12 protein-coding genes are annotated in these 15,878 nt (G+C 68.8%); 5 read left to right on the top strand and 7 right to left on the bottom strand.

Translation table 11 applies throughout. From position 1 onward, the window contains the following. Positions 1–154: 154 nt before the first annotated feature. The 5 genes from K7G19_RS05145 to xsc form a co-directional block, all read right to left on the bottom strand. The gene (locus K7G19_RS05145) at positions 155–1,678 is read right to left on the bottom strand and encodes a PLP-dependent aminotransferase family protein (protein WP_226106126.1); all 1,524 of its coding nucleotides are present in this window, start codon (positions 1,676–1,678) and stop codon (positions 155–157) included. A 137-nt stretch (positions 1,679–1,815) separates the two neighbouring features. Then, positions 1,816–3,300 carry an FAD-binding oxidoreductase gene (locus K7G19_RS05140; protein WP_223819502.1) on the bottom strand — a complete coding sequence of 495 codons (1,485 nt, stop codon included), beginning with the start codon at positions 3,298–3,300 and terminating at the stop codon, positions 1,816–1,818. Between the two features lie 28 nt (positions 3,301–3,328). Beyond that, positions 3,329–3,751, bottom strand: coding sequence for a nuclear transport factor 2 family protein (locus K7G19_RS05135; RefSeq protein ID WP_226106342.1), 423 nt, complete (start codon positions 3,749–3,751; stop codon positions 3,329–3,331). A 228-nt stretch (positions 3,752–3,979) separates the two neighbouring features. Further along, positions 3,980–5,380 carry an amino acid permease gene (locus K7G19_RS05130; RefSeq protein WP_226106340.1) on the bottom strand — a complete coding sequence of 467 codons (1,401 nt, stop codon included), beginning with the start codon at positions 5,378–5,380 and terminating at the stop codon, positions 3,980–3,982. A 203-nt stretch (positions 5,381–5,583) separates the two neighbouring features. Then, complete coding sequence (gene xsc, locus K7G19_RS05125) at positions 5,584–7,386, bottom strand: sulfoacetaldehyde acetyltransferase (RefSeq protein WP_187829069.1); 1,803 nt, start codon at positions 7,384–7,386, stop codon at positions 5,584–5,586. Between the two features lie 291 nt (positions 7,387–7,677). On the opposite strand from xsc, the gene K7G19_RS05120 reads away from it, so the two are divergent. Together K7G19_RS05120 and K7G19_RS05115 are read left to right on the top strand one after the other, a co-directional pair. Then, a complete protein-coding gene (locus K7G19_RS05120) occupies positions 7,678–8,652 on the top strand; it encodes an AAA family ATPase (RefSeq protein ID WP_370639485.1) in 975 nt (324 codons plus the stop codon). 152 nt (positions 8,653–8,804) lie between these two features. After that, positions 8,805–10,535, top strand: a complete 1,731-nt coding sequence (locus tag K7G19_RS05115) for a cobalt chelatase (protein WP_226106124.1) — start codon at positions 8,805–8,807, stop codon at positions 10,533–10,535. Between the two features lie 108 nt (positions 10,536–10,643). On the opposite strand, the gene K7G19_RS05110 is transcribed toward K7G19_RS05115, so the two are convergent. Next, positions 10,644–11,417 carry a sulfite exporter TauE/SafE family protein gene (locus K7G19_RS05110; RefSeq protein WP_149316264.1) on the bottom strand — a complete coding sequence of 258 codons (774 nt, stop codon included), beginning with the start codon at positions 11,415–11,417 and terminating at the stop codon, positions 10,644–10,646. After that, positions 11,414–12,511 carry a phosphate acetyltransferase gene (gene pta / locus K7G19_RS05105; RefSeq protein ID WP_226106122.1) on the bottom strand — a complete coding sequence of 366 codons (1,098 nt, stop codon included), beginning with the start codon at positions 12,509–12,511 and terminating at the stop codon, positions 11,414–11,416. Before pta ends, K7G19_RS05110 begins: the two co-directional genes overlap by 4 nt. A gap of 492 nt (positions 12,512–13,003) precedes the next feature. Here pta and tauA point away from each other — a divergent pair, with 492 nt between their 5' ends. From tauA to K7G19_RS05090, 3 genes are read left to right on the top strand one after another with little or no spacing between them, the layout of a single operon-like run. Beyond that, positions 13,004–14,014 carry a taurine ABC transporter substrate-binding protein gene (tauA, locus tag K7G19_RS05100; protein ID WP_226106120.1) on the top strand — a complete coding sequence of 337 codons (1,011 nt, stop codon included), beginning with the start codon at positions 13,004–13,006 and terminating at the stop codon, positions 14,012–14,014. Positions 14,015–14,070: 56 nt separating this feature from the next. Further along, positions 14,071–14,847: a taurine ABC transporter ATP-binding protein gene (locus tag K7G19_RS05095; protein WP_149316261.1), complete on the top strand. Its 777-nt coding sequence runs from the start codon at positions 14,071–14,073 to the stop codon at positions 14,845–14,847. 10 nt (positions 14,848–14,857) lie between these two features. Beyond that, the gene (locus K7G19_RS05090; RefSeq protein WP_370639484.1) at positions 14,858–15,790 is read left to right on the top strand and encodes an ABC transporter permease; all 933 of its coding nucleotides are present in this window, start codon (positions 14,858–14,860) and stop codon (positions 15,788–15,790) included. Positions 15,791–15,878 lie beyond the last annotated feature (88 nt).

Genomic DNA, 15,878 nt, shown 5'->3' with positions numbered 1-15,878 from the left:
AAAGCATAGACGCCGGTGACGACGCAGATTGTCCCCGCGAGGACAATCCGGGAGCCGTGGCATCGGGACTTGCCCTAGGTACGGGTCGGGAAGTGATGGGCGCGGAGCCCGCCGCAGAGGCAAGGCGAGGGGAAACGCAGGAACCCCCCGCGCCTCAGCGCCGCCGCTCGTGCTCGATCAGCTGGGCCAGCAGCCGCACGCCTTCCTCGATCCGTTCCTCGGCAATCCCCGTGTAGCCCAGGCGGAAGTGCGGAGATGGCCCGTCGGCCGCAAAGAACACATCGCCCGGCTCGATGATCACGCCATGCCGCAGCGCGACATCGCCGAGCTTGCGTGCGTCGAGTCCCGGCGGCCCTTCGACCCACAAGGACGACGCCCCCGGCGAATTCTGTACGCGGCATTGCGGCAGATGCCGCGCCAGCATGTCGCGCAGCACGGCCGCGCGGCGCTGGAAGATCGGCGCCACGCGCCGCAGCAGCGCGTCGTGGTGGCCCAGCGAGATGAACAGGGCGGTGGCACGCTGGTTGTTGGCCGGCGGGTGCCGCAGCATGTAGCGCCGCAGCGCCCGCGCCTGGCGGATCACCGTGCTGGGCGCGACGATATAGCCGAGCCGGATGCCGGGCACGAAGGACTTCGACAGGCTGCCCACATAGATCACGCGGCCCTCGCGGTCCAGGCTTTTCAGCGCGGGGATCGGCTGCGTCAGCGCGGGATTCTCGGTGTCGTAGTCGTCCTCGATCAGCACCACGTCGTGCCGGTGCGCCTCGGCCAGCAGCGCCTCGCGCCGGTCCAGCGGCATCGTCACCGTGGTCGGGCACTGGTAGCTCGGCGTAACGAAGGCATAGTCGCAGCGCGCCAGCTCGCCCTCGGGACGCAGGCCGTAGTCATCGACCGGCAGCGGCACGACCTCGCGTGCCCGCATGCCGAAGATCGCGCGCGCATCGCTGTAGCCCGGCTCCTCCAGCCCGACCACCGCGTCGCGCATCAGCAGATCGGCCAGCAGATAGAGCGCATGCTGGGCGCCCAGCGTGACCATGATCTCGTCGGGATTGGCCCAGACCCCGCGGCGCGGCAGCACGTGCCGCTGCAACTGCTCGATCAGCAGCGGATCGTCCCGGTCGATCAGGTCCGAGGCCCAGCCGCGGATCTCCAGCACGGCCAGCGCCATGCGCGAGCATTCGCGCCAGTCCGCGGTCGGAAACAGCGCCGGATCGAACTGGCCATAGATGAAGGGGTAGGGGTAGTTCTGCCAGTCGTTGGGCTTGACGATCGCGCGTAGCCCGCTGATGTCGGGCAGCCGTTCGCTCCAGTCGGGGCCGGGGGATTCGCTACCGCCGTCCGTGCTGGCCGGCGTGCCCGCGGTGCCGGCGTTGCCCACGGACGGCGGCCGCGCCACGCTCGGCAGTTGTTCGACGACGAAGTAGCCGCGCCGCGGCCGTGTCTCGAGGAAGTGCTCGTCGACCAGCTGCTGGAAGGCCAGGATCACGGTATTGCGCGCGATGCCCAGCGTCGCGGCGAGTTCGCGGCTCGAAGGCAGCGCGCTGCCTTCGGGCAATTGCCGCGACAGGATCGCGGAAACGATCTGCTGGCGCAGCTGGGCCTGCAGGCTCAGGCCCGAATCGGCGGGCAATTGCAGCAGCCGATTCCAGAACGTGTTTCCCTTGCCCGCCGTGGCCATGCCGTTCGCGCTCCATCTTGTGTTGGGGTCGGGGAGCATTATCGGGCAAGGGGCGGGGAGGGGATATGAGGGAAAGCCGGTGCTTCGACGCCCTCTCCCGCACGCGGCATGTACGGCGGGAGAGAGCGCAAGCCGCGCTACAGCACGTCGTCCTTCAGGTGATACCAGTGGTACAGGAACCGCTGCCCCAGCCGCCGGAACGGTGCGAACGCCGGCGACTCGACCCACTCCCGCACATTGGGGAAGGGCAGCGCCGAACGGAAGATCGGCAGCTCCGGACCCGGGTTCTTGCCCGCGATCATCGCCGCCATGCGGCGGCCCGCCTGGGCCGAGTACATGACGCCGTTGCCGCCGTAGCCCATTGCGTAATAGAGGGTCTGCGCGGGATCGGGCTGGAAGATGCGCGGCATCATGTCGTGGCTGACGTCGACCCAGCCCCACCACGAGTAGTCGATCGGAATGCCCTTGAGCGCCGGGAACTTGCGCACCATGTCGTCGACCAGCTTCTGCTCGTATTGGGGCCGCGGCGCGTCGGTGCCGGTGATCGCGCTGCGGCTGCCGATCTGCAGGCGGCCGTCCGGCATCAGCCGGTAGTAGTGGCGCAGGATGCGGGTGTCGGTGATCACCTGCGTCGTGCGGAAATTGCAGGCCGCGATTTCGTCGGGCGTCAGCGGCCGCGTCACGATCGAGTTCGACAGGATCGGGAACAGCCGGTTCTTCAGATGCGGATGCAGGCTCTGCGAGGTGTAGCCGCCGGTGGCGACGCCGACCGCGCGCGCCCGCACGATGCCGCCCGGCGTACGCAGGTAGTGCACGCCGTCGCGCGTGGTCCAGTCGAGCACCGGGCTCGACGGATGCACGGTGGCGCCCAGCGCGCGGGCGCGGCGCAGATAGCCGAAGGCCAGCTTGCCGGCATGGATGCCGATGCCTTCAGGCTCGTGCATCGCGCCGGCCGCCTCCTTGTCGTCGACGTATTCGCGCTTGACGGTATCGGCATCGAGAATGCGGGCGTCGTAGTGGAACACCTCGCGCAGCAGCCTGGCTTCCTTCTCCAGCGCCGGCATCGCCTCCGGACGATGCGCGATGTACAGATGGCCGCCCGGCTGCGGATCGCAGTCGATATCGCGGATCAGCGTCTTGAAGGTCTCCATGCCGGCGCACACTTCCTCGTGCAGCCGCAGCGCGGCGTCCAGGCCGTAGCGCTGGATCCATTGCGAGCGCTTGAGCCGGCCCGAGGCGCATTGCGCCTGCCCGCCGTTGCGCGTGCTGCAGCCCCAGCTGACGCGGTTGGCCTCGAGCACGGTCGCCTTGATGCCGTGTTCCTGCGCCAGGAAGATCGCGCAGGTCAGCCCGGTGAAGCCCGAGCCGATGATCGCGACATCGACGTCGACGTCGTGCGTGATCGGACCGTCGTCGGGCGGGGGCTCGCCGGCGGTGCCGATCCAGTAGGTCGGGGCGTAGTCGCGGCCCTGGCCGGGCGTCGGCGCGACCAGCGGGTCGTAGGCGGGATCGTAGGGCCGGGAAGGGCCCGTGGACCCGGTGTGTCCACCAGACTGCCCGCCCGACTGGCCGGGCGTCCCGTTCTCCCGCCCGATGGCGGTGATATCGGCAATGGCTTCCATCGCTGCGCTCCTGTTGCGACGCGTTCGATCAGCCGCGCGAACCGGCCGCCCGCGCGGGACGGTCCTTGCGATAGGCGTTCTTGACCGCGATCTTGCCGTCGCGGAAGGTGAACACGTCGACCATGCGCGCCTCGATGCGCGAGCCGTCGGCCTTGGTGCCGCGGAAGGTCGATTCGCTGACGCCGCGGTCGCCGCAGACGAAATGCTCGCCGTCGAGCCAGGCCGCGTCCGGGAAGGTCTGCCAGGCCAGCTGGAAGCCCTCGCGCACCGCCTCGCGGCCGCTGAAGGTGCGGCCGAACAGTTCGCCGCCCGCCACCGCGTGGAACACGCAGTCGTCGGTCATGAAGGACATCAGCGCGTCGATGTCGTGGCGGTTCCAGGCATCGCTGAAGGCCTGCAGCGTGGCGGCGGTGACGCCGCCGCTGGCGCCACCGGCCTGCTGTCCGGACAGGTTGCTGTCGGCCGCGGTCGCTTCGGTGCCGGCCTGCTTGCTTGCGTACTCCACTTGAATCTCCTCGATGTTGTTGCGGTCCGCGCGGCAGCGGACCCGGTCCTTTGCACGTTCCCAGCATAGGGAAGCGCCGGGACGCGCTGTAGGGCCAGTTGGATGGAATCGATTGGGCCAGCGGCTGCCGGCCCGGTGGGCTTGTCGTCCCCGGCGGACGCGGGGACGACGGGATCAGCGCCGTACCGCGTGGGCGCGGGGCATGTCGCCCAGATGCTGCTGGTGCGGGTCGATCTCGCTCTCGCGCCGCTCCGCGCCGCGGCGGTACTGCCGACGGACCAGATAGACCAGCAGCAGGATGCCGAGGCTGACCACGCCGAGCAGCAGCGGCTTGCGCTGGTCCGGAATGAAGGCCATCGCCACCACGATGCCCGTCATGCCCAGGATCGCCACATAGGTCAGATACGGATACATCCACATGCGCACGCGCAGCTTGTGCGGCGCCTCGCGTTCGAGCCGCGCGCGCAGCCGCAGCTGCGATACCGCGATCAGGATGTAGACGAAGATCGCCACCGTGCCGTACGAATTGACCAGAAAGGCGAACACCGTGTCGGGCGAGACGTAGGACATCACGACCGCGGCATAGCCGAACAGCGTCGAGAACAGGATCGCGCGGACCGGCACGCCGTTGCGGTTCAACTTGGCCAGTCCGGCCGGGGCATCGCCGCGGCGCGTCAGCGCGAAGATCATCCGCGACGAGGCGTACAGGCCCGAGTTCAGCGCCGACAGCACCGCGGTCAGCACCACCGCGTTCATCACCTGCGCCGCGCCGCGGATGCCCATGGCGTCGAGCGCGCTGACATACGGCGTGGCGATGCCGGGCGAGTTCCACGGCACCAGGCACACCACCAGCAGCACCGAGCCGACATAGAACACCAGCACGCGCGTGATCACCGAGTGGGTGGCCTTGGCGACCGCCTTCTGCGGCTCCGCGGTCTCGGCCGCGGCGATGGTCACGATTTCCGCGCCGAAGTAGAAGCCCGTCGCCGCGACGGCGCCGGTCAGTACCGGCATGATGCCGTTCGGCGCGAAGCCGCCGTGCGCGCTCAGGTTGGCGACGCTGGGCGCGGTATCGGGCCACATGCCGAGCACGAACAGGCCGGCCAGGAACAGGAACACGACGATCGCGGCCACCTTGATCGAGGCGAACCAGAACTCGAACTCGCCGAAGGACTTGACCGAGAACAGGTTGGTCAGCGTCAGCATCACCAGCAGCACCAGGCTGATGGCCCAGGAGGGCACGTCGGGCAGCCAGTAGCGGATCAGGTCGGCGCCGGCCACGGCCTCGAGCGCGACCACGATGACCCAGAAGTACCAGTACATCCAGCCGGTCAGGAAGCTGGCGAGCGCGCCGGCCTCGGGTTTGCCGTGCCACGCTTCGCGCGCGTAGTCGTAGAAGGAGCCGACGGTGGGCAGCGCGCAGGCCATCTCGCCGAGCATCCGCATCACCAGCACCACCAGCATGCCGGTCAGCAGGAAGGACAGGACGGCCGCCGGGCCGGCCGACTTGATGACGACGCCGCTGCCGACGAACAGTCCGGCACCGATCACGCCGCCGAGCGCGATCATCGTCATGTGGCGCTGTTTCAGGCTGTGCTTGAGGCCGCGCGAGCCCTCGGGGTTATCCAGCAATTTTTGTCTCCAGTGCTTCTCATGATGGTGTCGTCACGGCTTCGCTGTCTTTGTTTTGTCTGTCCGGGGCCGCATTGCTGCGGCGGCCCCGAAGGCCGTGATCGCGCGGCGCGGCAGGGCCGCACCGCGCGCCTCGTTTGCTTCCGTTATACGTAATCCTTGTACTTGTCGAGCAGGCGGACCGGCTTGGACAAGGCATCGCGGCGGAACGGATCGCCCAGTTCGCGGGTGCACATGATTTCCACGATGGTGGTCTTGCCGTGGTTCATCTGCAGGTCGATGGCCTTCTTCAGCGCGGGGCCGACGTCTTCCAGCCGGTCGACCACGATGCCTTCGGCGCCCATCGCGCGGGCGATCTCGGCGAAGCTCGGATTGTCCAGCTCGCCGGCGACGAAGCGGCGGTTGTAGAAGTCCACCTGGTTCTTCTTCTCCGCGCCCCACTGGCGGTTGTGGAAGACGACCGCGGTGACCGGAATGTTGTGGCGCACGCAGGTCATGGTTTCCATCAGGCTCATGCCCCAGGCGCCGTCACCCGCGTACGAGATCGCCGGACGGTGCGGTGCCGCGACCTTTGCGCCGATGATGGTGGGGAAGGCGTAGCCGCAGTTGCCCCAGCTCATTGCCGCGAAGAAGCTGCGCGGCTTTTCGAAGCGCAGATAGCTGTTGGCCACCGAGTTGATGTTGCCGATGTCGGTCGACACCATCACGTCGGCCGGCATGGCCTTCTCGAGTTCGCGCAGCACCTGGCGCGGATGCAGGTAGTAGCCGCCGTTCGGCGTGCGCTCGTTCTTCTGCTCCTCGATCATGTCCAGGCTGAACGGGTCGCGCTCGTGCGTCCACTCGTCCAGTTCCTTCTCCCAGGCCGCCTTTTCGGTGGCGATCTGGTCGGCGCGCGCGGCGCGGGTCGCGTCGCACGCCAGCGTGCGGTTGGCCAGGCGTTCGGTCAGCGCGACGGCGGCCGCCTTGGCGTCGCCGCAGATGCCGACCGAGATCTTCTTCACCAGGCCCAGCATCTTGTGGTCGGCGTCGATCTGGATGATCTTGGCCGTCTTCGGCCAGTAGTCCATGCCGTGCTGCGGCAGCGTGCCGAACGGTCCGAGGCGCGAACCGAGCGCCACCACCACGTCGGCACGCGAGATCAGCTTCATCGCCGCCTTCGAGCCCTGATAGCCCAGCGGGCCGCACCACAGCGGGTGGCTGGCGGGGAAGGAATCGTTGTGCAGATAGCTGTTGACCACCGGCGCGCCCAGCCGCTCGGCCAGCGCCTTGCATTCCTCGACGCCGTCGGCCATCACCACGCCGCCGCCGGAGATGATCACCGGGAACTTGGCCTGCGCCAGCAGCTCGGCCGCTTCGTTCAGGCTCTGCTCGCCGCCGGGGCCGCGGTCCAGCCGGCGCGGCTGCGGGATCTCGGCCTTGATCTGGCCGTAGAAGTAGTCGCGCGGGATGTTCAGCTGGGTCGGACCCATCTCGGCCATCGCGCGATCGAAGCAGCGGCCGGTGAATTCGGCCATGCGCGCCGGGTTGGTGACATGACCTTGGTACTTGGTGAACTCCTGGAACATCGGCAGCTGGTTGGCTTCCTGGAAGCCGCCCAGGCCGATGCCCATGGTGCCGGCCTCCGGCGTGACGATCACCACCGGGCTGTGCGCCCAGTAGGCCGCGGCAATCGCGGTCACGCAGTTGCTGATGCCCGGACCGTTCTGGCCGATCACGACGCCGTGGCGGCCCGACACGCGGGCATAGCCGTCGGCCATGTGGCCGGCGCCCTGCTCATGCACCACCGGGATCAGGCGGATGCCGGCCGGCGCGAAGATGTCCATCGCATCCATGAAGGCCGAGCCCATGATGCCGAACATGTCGGTGACGCCGTTGGCGGCGAGGGTTTCGACGAAGGCCTCGGAAGGCGTCATGGCCTGCGGGCCGGCGGTGGGGGTGTGGTCGGACATGCTTGCGGTCTCCGGTAGGTTGGGATCGTTGTTGATCGTAAAACGGTACGGTATGTACCGAAAACTGTTGTTTCGCTGAAATGTAGGACGGACGGCGGGCATCGTCAATAGGAAAATCCATTATTCGGAATGTGTTGTGTCTAAAAATGAGACTGAGCTATGATGGCTCCATGGAACCGCGAGGCCATGGCGTGCCTGCGCCGCCGCGGGACATCAGGGAAATCCCTCCAGCCTTGTCCGGCCTCATACAGCCTTATCCAGCCTCATAGAGCCTCATCCAGGAGAACCGAAGTGGCGATCGACCTTGCCAGCGTGGAACCGGACCGCATGGTGTCGGTGCGTGATGTGTTCGGCATCGACAGCGCGATGCGGGTGCCGGCCTTCGGCGTACGCGACGACCACGTGCCGGAAATCGATCCGGGCTACCGCTTCGAACCGGAGGTCACGCTGGCGATCCTGTCCGGCTTCGTGCGCAATCGCCGCGTGCTGGTGCAGGGGCTGCACGGCACCGGCAAGTCGACCCATATCGAACAGGTGGCGGCGCGGCTGAACTGGCCGTGCCTGCGCGTCAATCTGGATGGGCATATCGGCCGCATGGACCTGGTCGGGCGCGACACCGTGGTGCTGCGCGATGGCCAGCAGGTCACCGAATTCCAGGAGGGCATCGTGCCGTGGGCGCTGCAGCGGCCGATCGCGCTGGTGTTCGACGAATACGACGCGGGTCGTCCGGACGTGATGTTCGTGATCCAGCGCGTGCTCGAGCGCGATGGCCGCTTCACGCTGCTGGACCAGAACCGCGTGATCCAGCCGCATCCGTTCTTCCGGCTGTTCGCGACCGCCAATACGGTCGGGCTCGGCAACCTGACCGGCATGTATCACGGCACCCATCTGCTGAACCACGCGCAGATCGACCGCTGGAACGTAGTGGCGACGCTCGACTATCTGCCGCGCGAGGCGGAGATCGACATCGTGCTGGCGCGCGTGCCGGAGCTGGCCGACGCGGCGGGACGCGAGCTGGTCGGCGCGATGGTCGCCGTCGCCCAGCTGACGCGCGAGGGGTTTGCCGCGGGCGACGTGTCGACGCTGATGTCGCCGCGCACGGTGATCGCCTGGGCCGAGAACTGCCAGATCTTCCGCGATCCGGCGCTGGCGTTCCGGCTAAGCTTCCTGAACAAGTGCGAGCCGGGCGAGCGGCCGATCGTGGCCGAGTATTTCCAGCGGGGCTTCGGCACCGAGCTGGAGCCCTGCGGCGACGCGGCGGCCTGACGATGTTGGCACCAGCGATAACGGAGGCCGAGCACGCGGCGGCGTCGAAGGTTGCGGCCGCGGCGACGCGGGAGGTTGGGGCCGTGCTGACGCCGAAGGTTGGGGCCGCAACGCCGCCGGAGGCTGGGACCGCGGTGGGGCCGGAGCAACCGTTGCCTGCTTCGACCCAGCGCCGGCGCGAGGCCTTGTGCGCGGCGGCCCTGCGTGCGCTGGCGGGCGACGCCACGCTGCATTACCGCGCCGGCAGGCCCTGGCGCGGCCAACGGCCGCTGCCGCTGCACGCCCCGCACTTGCTGACCGATGCCGCGCGCGATACCTTCGCCGACCTGCGCGGCAGCGCGGACGCCGTCGCGCTGCGCCTGCGGCATGGCGATGCGGCCTTGCACCGCGCGCTGCGTCCCGCCGATCCCGTCGCGCGGCTGCTGTTCGAACTGTTCGAGCAGCTGCGCTGCGAAACCCATCTGCCCGCCGGCATGCCGGGCGTGGCCGCCAACCTGCACCGGCGCTTCGCGCAATGGTCGCTGGCCTTCCATCGCTCCGGGCTGACCGAAGGGCGTTTCGGCATCCTGATCTACACGGTCGCGCAGGTGGTCTGGTCGCGCCTGTCGGGCCGGCCGGTGATCGAGGAGACCGAGGACCTGATCGAGGCCACGCGCGCCGCCATCGTGCCGGCGCTGGGCACCGCGCTGGCCGGCATGCGCCGCACGCGCGCCGACCAGCGCGCCTTTGCCGAACACGCGCGTGCCGCGGCGGAGATGGTGGCGGGGATGCTGCGCGACGATGCGCGGCGGGCCGGCCTGGCCGACGACGAGGCGCGGGAATCGCCCGAGACCGTGCGCGACGGCTTCTCGCTGCTGCTCGATTTCGAGGACGAGGCGCCGTTTCAGGAGGCAGGCGGCGCCGGCCCGGGCGGCGCGCGTGTCGACGCCCACGGTGCACTCGCACCGGGCTACGCGGCCTTCACCACGCGCTATGATCGCGAGCTGCGCGCCGCCACGCTGGCGCGCCAGGCTTCGCTGCAGGCATGGCGCGAACGCCTGGACCGGCGCATCGTCGAGGGCGGCATCAATCCGGTCCGCATCGCGCGCACGCTGTCGTCCGCCTTCGCGATACCGGCCGCCGACGGCTGGTCGTCCGGCGAAGAGGAGGGCCGGCTCGATCGCAGCCGGCTCGCGCAACTGGCCTGCGCCGGCGGCCAGCCGCGCATTTTCCGCCAGCCGCGGCTGCAGCCGCGCACAGACGCGGTACTGAGTTTCCTGATCGATTGCTCGGGCTCGATGAAGGCCCATATCGACCAGATCGCCTTGCTGGTCGACGTGATGACCCGCGCGGCCGATGCCGCGGGCCTGGTCACCGAAGTGCTCGGCTTCACCACCGGCGCCTGGAACGGCGGCCGCGTGGCGCGCGACTGGCAGGCCGCGGGCCGCCCGCCATCGCCTGGCCGCCTGAACGAGGTCTGCCATCTGGTGTTCAAGGATGCCGACACCAGCTGGCGGCGCGCACGAACCGGCATCGCCGCGCTGTTCAAGGCCGACCTGTTCCGCGAAGGGATCGACGGCGAAGCGGTCGACTGGGCCTGCGCCCGCCTGCTGTCCCGCCCGCAGGCACGCCGCCTGCTGGTGGTGGTATCCGACGGCAGCCCGATGGACCGTGCCACCGCGCAGGCCAACGGCGAGCGGCTGCTGGACGACCATCTGAAGGACGTGGTGGCGCGCCACGAGGCGCAGGGGCGCATCGAAGTGATGGGGCTCGGCGTCGATCTGGACCTGAGCCCTTACTACCGGCGCCATTTCCCGCTGGATACTTCGCGGCCGCTCGACACGGCGGCGATCGACGCGATCGCGCGCTGGGTGGGGAGCGGGGGACGGGGAGGGCTGGGGTAGCCGGCGCGCGATGGCGTAACGCATAACGTAGCCGAGCGGCTACGTTGAGGGCATTTCGGCCGCGCAACGGCAATAAAGGATACGAGCGGCTACGTTATGCGGTGCGCCTTATGCCGAAGGCGCCGCGAACCACTGCCACAGGGGCCCGGCCATCAGATACGCGCCCAGCACCACCAGCACCCCGAACGCCACCCGCCGCGTCGCCTCGGCCGACAGCGGCGGCGGGAAGCGCCGTGCCGCGATCGTGCTCAGCGCGACCACCGGGAAGGCCAGCGCGGCCTGCAGCCAGACGTCGCTGGCCAGTTCGCCTTGCCAGGCGCTGTAGGCGGTGCGCACCGCCGAGGTGGTGGTGAAGACCAGGATCAGCGCGCAGCGGATCTGCACCATGTTCAGCGGCTGGCGATAGAACTGGAAGATCAGCGGCGGCCCGGAGACGCCGAACAGGCCGCTGAGCAGGCCGCCGCAGACGCCGCTGACGAAGAAGCTGCCGTCGCCGGAGCGGCTGGACAACGCGGCGGGACGCAGGGCCGCGCCGATGCCGCCGTACAGCACCACGGCGCCGAGCATCAGCTGCAGCACGCCGGCGGCGGTGCCGCTCAGGTAGTGCAGCAGCACGACGCCGGCCACCACCGACGGCAGGATGCCGAGCGTGGCCGCCCGCACCGCGCGCCAGTCGATATGGTGCAGCTTGCCGGGCAGCGCGAGCGCGCCGTTGGCGAGCGTCAGCAGGCTGACCAGCGCGGCCAGCGTGGCGACCGGCGCCAGATGCAGGCCGCTGGCCGCGCCCATCACGATCAGACCCATGCCGAACCCGGTCACGGTCTGGAAATAGCTGCCGAGGCCGAGCAGGGCCAGTACCGGCAGCAAGGTGTCGAGACTCATCGGGACTGCGTGGCTCCCGATGATGTGGTGTCGGTCGCCGGGCCTCCAGCCATGCCCGGCAGCGCCATCTGCGCGCTGGCATCGCCCGCTTCGAGGTCCGCGGCCTGCGCCTGCACCACGGTGACCGCGATCACGTGAAAGATGTCGTCCGCGCTGCAGCCGCGCGACAGATCGTTGGCCGGGCGCCGCAACCCTTGCAGCATCGGCCCGATCGCCACCGCCCCGCCCAGGCGCTCGGCGAGCTTGTAGCCGATATTGCCGGCCTCCAGGCTCGGGAATACCAGCACATTGGCATGCCCGTGGACCTGCGACGCGGGCAGCTTGCGCTCCGCGATCTCGGCAACGATGGCCGCGTCGAGCTGCACGTCGCCATCGATGGCCAGGTCCGGCCGCAGCGCGCGCACGCGTTGCGTCGCCGCGGCGACCTTGTCGACGGCGGCGTGGTGCGCGCTGCCATTGGTCGAGAACGACAGCATCGCCACGCGCGGGGTCTCCATCAGCAGGCTCTGCGCGCTGTCGGCGGCGGCCATCGCGATCTCGGACAGCGCCTCGGCGTCCGGGTCGATCACCAGGCCGCAGTCGGAGAAGATCAGTCCGCCCTTGAGCGAGTGAAAGGGCTCGCAGAACATCATCAGGAAGAAGCTCGATACCAGCCGGAAGGACGGCGCGATGCCGATGATCTGGATCGCGTGGCGCACCACGTCCGCGGTGGTATGGACCGCGCCCGCCACCGAGCCGTCGGCGTCGCCGGCGCGCACCATCAGATTGGCGAAGCACAGCGGCGCCAGCACGTCGCGCTGCGCCTGCTCGGGCGTCATGCCCCTGGGCTGGCGCAGCGCCAGCCATTGCTGCGCGTAGCGGTCCCGCTGCGCGGCGCTGGCGGGATCGACCAGCTCCATGCCGTCCAGCGCGACGCCGTGCCGCTGCGCCGCATCGGCGATGCGGGCGGCATCGCCGACCAGCACGATGCGGGCGATGCCCTCTTGCGTCGCGCGCCGCGCGCCTTGCAGCACGCGCGGGTCCTCCGCCTCGCACAGCACGATGCGCCGGGGGGACGAGCGCGCGCGCTCGATGATGCGGTGGATCGCTTTCATGGCGGGATTGAAAAATGGGATGAAATGTACCGAAAACGGTGATCTGAGGGAAGGATAGAGCGGCGAGCCATTCCGGTCAACAAAAATCTCGGAAAACGGTACGTGATATGCACTAAAACGGGACAAAACAGCCCGCCACGGTGCGCTGAGGGTGCGAAGAAAGCCCCGGAACCGGGCTCCCGGGTGAGGCGATTCGCGCGGTTCGGCGGCCGGCGGGCGCTTGGACCCACGATTGCCGCCCAGTGGCACTATGGCCCGCGCCCCCGGCTGCCTACGATAGCGCTACCCAACGTGCAAGGCGTTGGCCGCCGATTGCCACCACGACGTGGCGACGGCCGATACAAGGACGCGACAGCCGTCCACTGCAAGGAGACATTGGCATGCGACCTGCTTTCTGTCTTCCCCTCCTCGAGTAGGCACCTTGCCGGTGCCTGGATCTCCGTGCCGCTCCCTGCCGCGGCACGCAACCTGTTTTTCTTGAGGAATACGACGATGCGTTGGATCGAGCGTTGGATCAAGCAGTTGGCAACGGGCGCGGTGCTGGCCGCCGCCGTGCAGACGGGCGCGCTGGCACAGCCCAGGGAAGTGGTGATCGCCTACCAGGACATGGTGGTGCCATGGCGCCATGTGCAGGACGCCAAGGAGATCGAGAAGCAGACGGGCTACAAGGTGTCGTTCCGCCAGTTCTCCGGCGGCGGCGACGTGATCCGCGCGATGGCGTCGGGACAGATCGCGATCGCGGAGGCCGGCACCTCGCCGATTGCCTCGGCCCTGTCGCAGGGGCTGGACGTCGAGCTGTTCTGGATCCTCGACGACATCAACGCCGCCGAGGCGATGGTAGCGCGCAACGGCACGCGCATCGAGAGCGTCGCCGACCTGAAGGGGAAGCGCATCGGCGTGCCGTTCGTCTCGACCACGCACTATCACACGCTGGTCGCGCTGGAGCAGGCCAAGGTCGATCCGAAGCAGGTCCGCATCATGAACATGCGGCCGCCGGAAGTCGCCGCCGCCTGGCAGCGCGGCGACATCGACGCGACCTTCATCTGGGACCCGGTGCTCGCGCGCATCAAGCCGACCGGCAAGGTGCTGCTGACCTCGGGACAGATCGCCCAGTCCACCGGCAAGGCGACCTTCGACGGCATGATCGTCAGCAAGAAGTTCGCGCGCGAGAACCCGGACTTCATGGTCAAGTTCGTCAGGATGCTGGCGGCCGCGGACGACAACTACCGCAAGAACAAGGCGGCGTGGACCGCGGATTCGCCGATGGTCAAGACGGTGGCCAGGATCTCGGGCGCCAAGCCCGAGGACGTGCCGGGCAGCATGTCGCTGTACGCCTTCCCGACGCTGGAGGAACAGGCCTCGGCGCGCTGGCTCGGCGGCGGCGCGGCCAAGGCCCTGCAGTCGGCGGCGCAGTTCCTGAAGGAGCAGGGCACGATCCAGACCGTGCTGCCCGACTACTCCGCCGGCGTCAACGCCGAGTGGGTCAAGCGGGCAATGCGTTGAGCCGCTGTCCGTCCCTATCCGCCAGTCATTTGCCAACGACCCAACAGGGAACCGAGATGGCCAAACTCGAAATCGACAACCTCAGCGTCAACTATGGGGGCGCGGGCGGTACGCAGACGCTCGCGCTGTCGCAGGTCAACCTGACCATGGAGCGCGGCGACTTCGTCGTCGCGCTGGGCGCCTCCGGCTGCGGCAAGACCACGCTGCTGTCCTGCATCGCCGGCTTCATGCAGCCGTCCGAAGGGGAGATTCGCCTCGACGGCCACGCCGTCAACGGTCCAGGCGCGGAGCGCGGCGTGGTGTTCCAGAAGCATGCCCTGATGCCGTGGCTCAATGTCGCCGACAACGTCGCGCTGGGTTTGCGCATGCGTGGCGTCGGCCGCGCGGAGCGGCTGCGCATCGCGCGCGACAAGCTGGCGCTGGTCGGGCTGGAGCACGTCGCCGACAAGCCGGTCTATCAGCTGTCGGGCGGCATGCAGCAGCGCGTCGGCATTGCGCGTGCGCTGGCCAACGATCCGGCGGTGATGCTGATGGACGAACCGCTGGGCGCGCTCGATGCGCTGACGCGCGAGTCGATCCAGGCGCTGATCCTGAAGCTGTGGGCGCGCGAGCAGAAGATCGTTTTCTTCATCACGCACAGCGTCGAGGAGGCGCTGTTTCTGGCCACGCGGCTGATCGTGATGACGCCGTCGCCGGGCCGCATCGCCCACACCTACGAACTGCCGTACGCGCGCCGCTATATCGAATGTGGCGATGCGCGCGCCGTCAAATCCGATCCGGATTTCATTCGCCATCGCGAGGAAATCGTCGACCTGATCCATGCCACGCCATAAGGATAAGCCGATGCCTGCCACCGTTCAGAGCCTGTCGGGCGCGCCGCGCGCGCCGGGCGCCATCGTTGCCGACGAGATGTCTTCCACCACGAACGCGGCGGCTGCCGCTGCCGCCGCTGGGCCGGCCGCGCCAGCACGCAAGGTCCGCACGGTCTCCGGTTACCGGATGCCGGGCGAGGGCTCCAGCTCGCGGATTTCCGCGGTCACCGTGGTGTCGCTGCTGGTACTGTGGTGGGTCGCCAGCCATTTCGGCTGGGTGCCGCCGCTGTTCCTGCCGACGCCGGAGTCGATCGGCAAGGCCTTTGTCGATGCGTGGAACGGCAATGTGCAGGGCGGCCTGCCGCTGCTCGACCATTTCTGGGCCAGCATGGTGCGCGTGTTCGGCGCCTTTGCGCTGGCGGCCATCACCGCGGTGCCGGTCGGCGTGCTGATGGGCGTGTCGCGCATCGCGCGCGGCGTCTTCGATCCGCCGATCGAGTTCTACCGGCCGCTGCCGCCGCTGGCCTATCTGCCGCTGATCGTGATCTGGTTCGGCATCGACGAGACCTCGAAGGTGCTGCTGATCTTCCTGGCCTGCTTCGCGCCGATGGCGATGTCGGCGCGCGCCGGCGTGCGTTCGGTGACGATCGAGCAGATCAACGCGGCCTATTCGATGGGCGCCACGCCGTGGCAGGTGATTCGCCATGTGGTGTTGCCGGCCGCGCTGCCCGACATCCTGACCGGCATGCGCATCGCGATCGGCTTCGGCTGGACCACGCTGGTCGCCGCCGAGATGGTGGCCGCCACCGCGGGCCTGGGCCAGATGGTGCTCAACGCCTCGAACTTCCTGCGTACCGACGTGGTGGTGATGGGCATCGTGCTGATCGGCCTGATCGCCTATGGCTTCGATCTGCTGATGCGCGGCGTGGAGAAGTGGCTGGTGCCGTGGAAGGGAAGGGCTTGATGCCTCATGCTCTCGCGCGGGTTGCTCCCCTCTCCCGCAAGCGGGAGAGGGGCTGGGGGAGAGGGAAAACGCCGCTCGATGCAGCGCC

It is taken from the genome of Cupriavidus sp. DB3, assembly GCF_020418465.1.
Classification (GTDB): domain Bacteria; phylum Pseudomonadota; class Gammaproteobacteria; order Burkholderiales; family Burkholderiaceae; genus Cupriavidus; species Cupriavidus cauae.
Note: the sequence above shows the minus strand (reverse complement) of the source record. Positions and strands in the feature narration are given on the sequence as shown.

Coding starts and splice junctions, on each gene's coding strand:
- K7G19_RS05145 (WP_226106126.1), bottom strand. CDS start 1,678: ATGGCCACGGCGGGCAAGGGAAACACGTTCTGGAATCGGCTGCTGCAA.
- K7G19_RS05140 (WP_223819502.1), bottom strand. CDS start 3,300: ATGGAAGCCATTGCCGATATCACCGCCATCGGGCGGGAGAACGGGACG.
- K7G19_RS05130 (WP_226106340.1), bottom strand. CDS start 5,380: ATGACGATGATCGCGCTCGGCGGCGTGATCGGTGCCGGACTGTTCGTC.
- xsc (WP_187829069.1), bottom strand. CDS start 7,386: ATGTCCGACCACACCCCCACCGCCGGCCCGCAGGCCATGACGCCTTCC.
- K7G19_RS05110 (WP_149316264.1), bottom strand. CDS start 11,417: ATGAGTCTCGACACCTTGCTGCCGGTACTGGCCCTGCTCGGCCTCGGC.
- pta (WP_226106122.1), bottom strand. CDS start 12,511: ATGAAAGCGATCCACCGCATCATCGAGCGCGCGCGCTCGTCCCCCCGG.
- tauA (WP_226106120.1), top strand. CDS start 13,004: ATGCGTTGGATCGAGCGTTGGATCAAGCAGTTGGCAACGGGCGCGGTG.
- K7G19_RS05095 (WP_149316261.1), top strand. CDS start 14,071: ATGGCCAAACTCGAAATCGACAACCTCAGCGTCAACTATGGGGGCGCG.
- K7G19_RS05090 (WP_370639484.1), top strand. CDS start 14,858: ATGCCTGCCACCGTTCAGAGCCTGTCGGGCGCGCCGCGCGCGCCGGGC.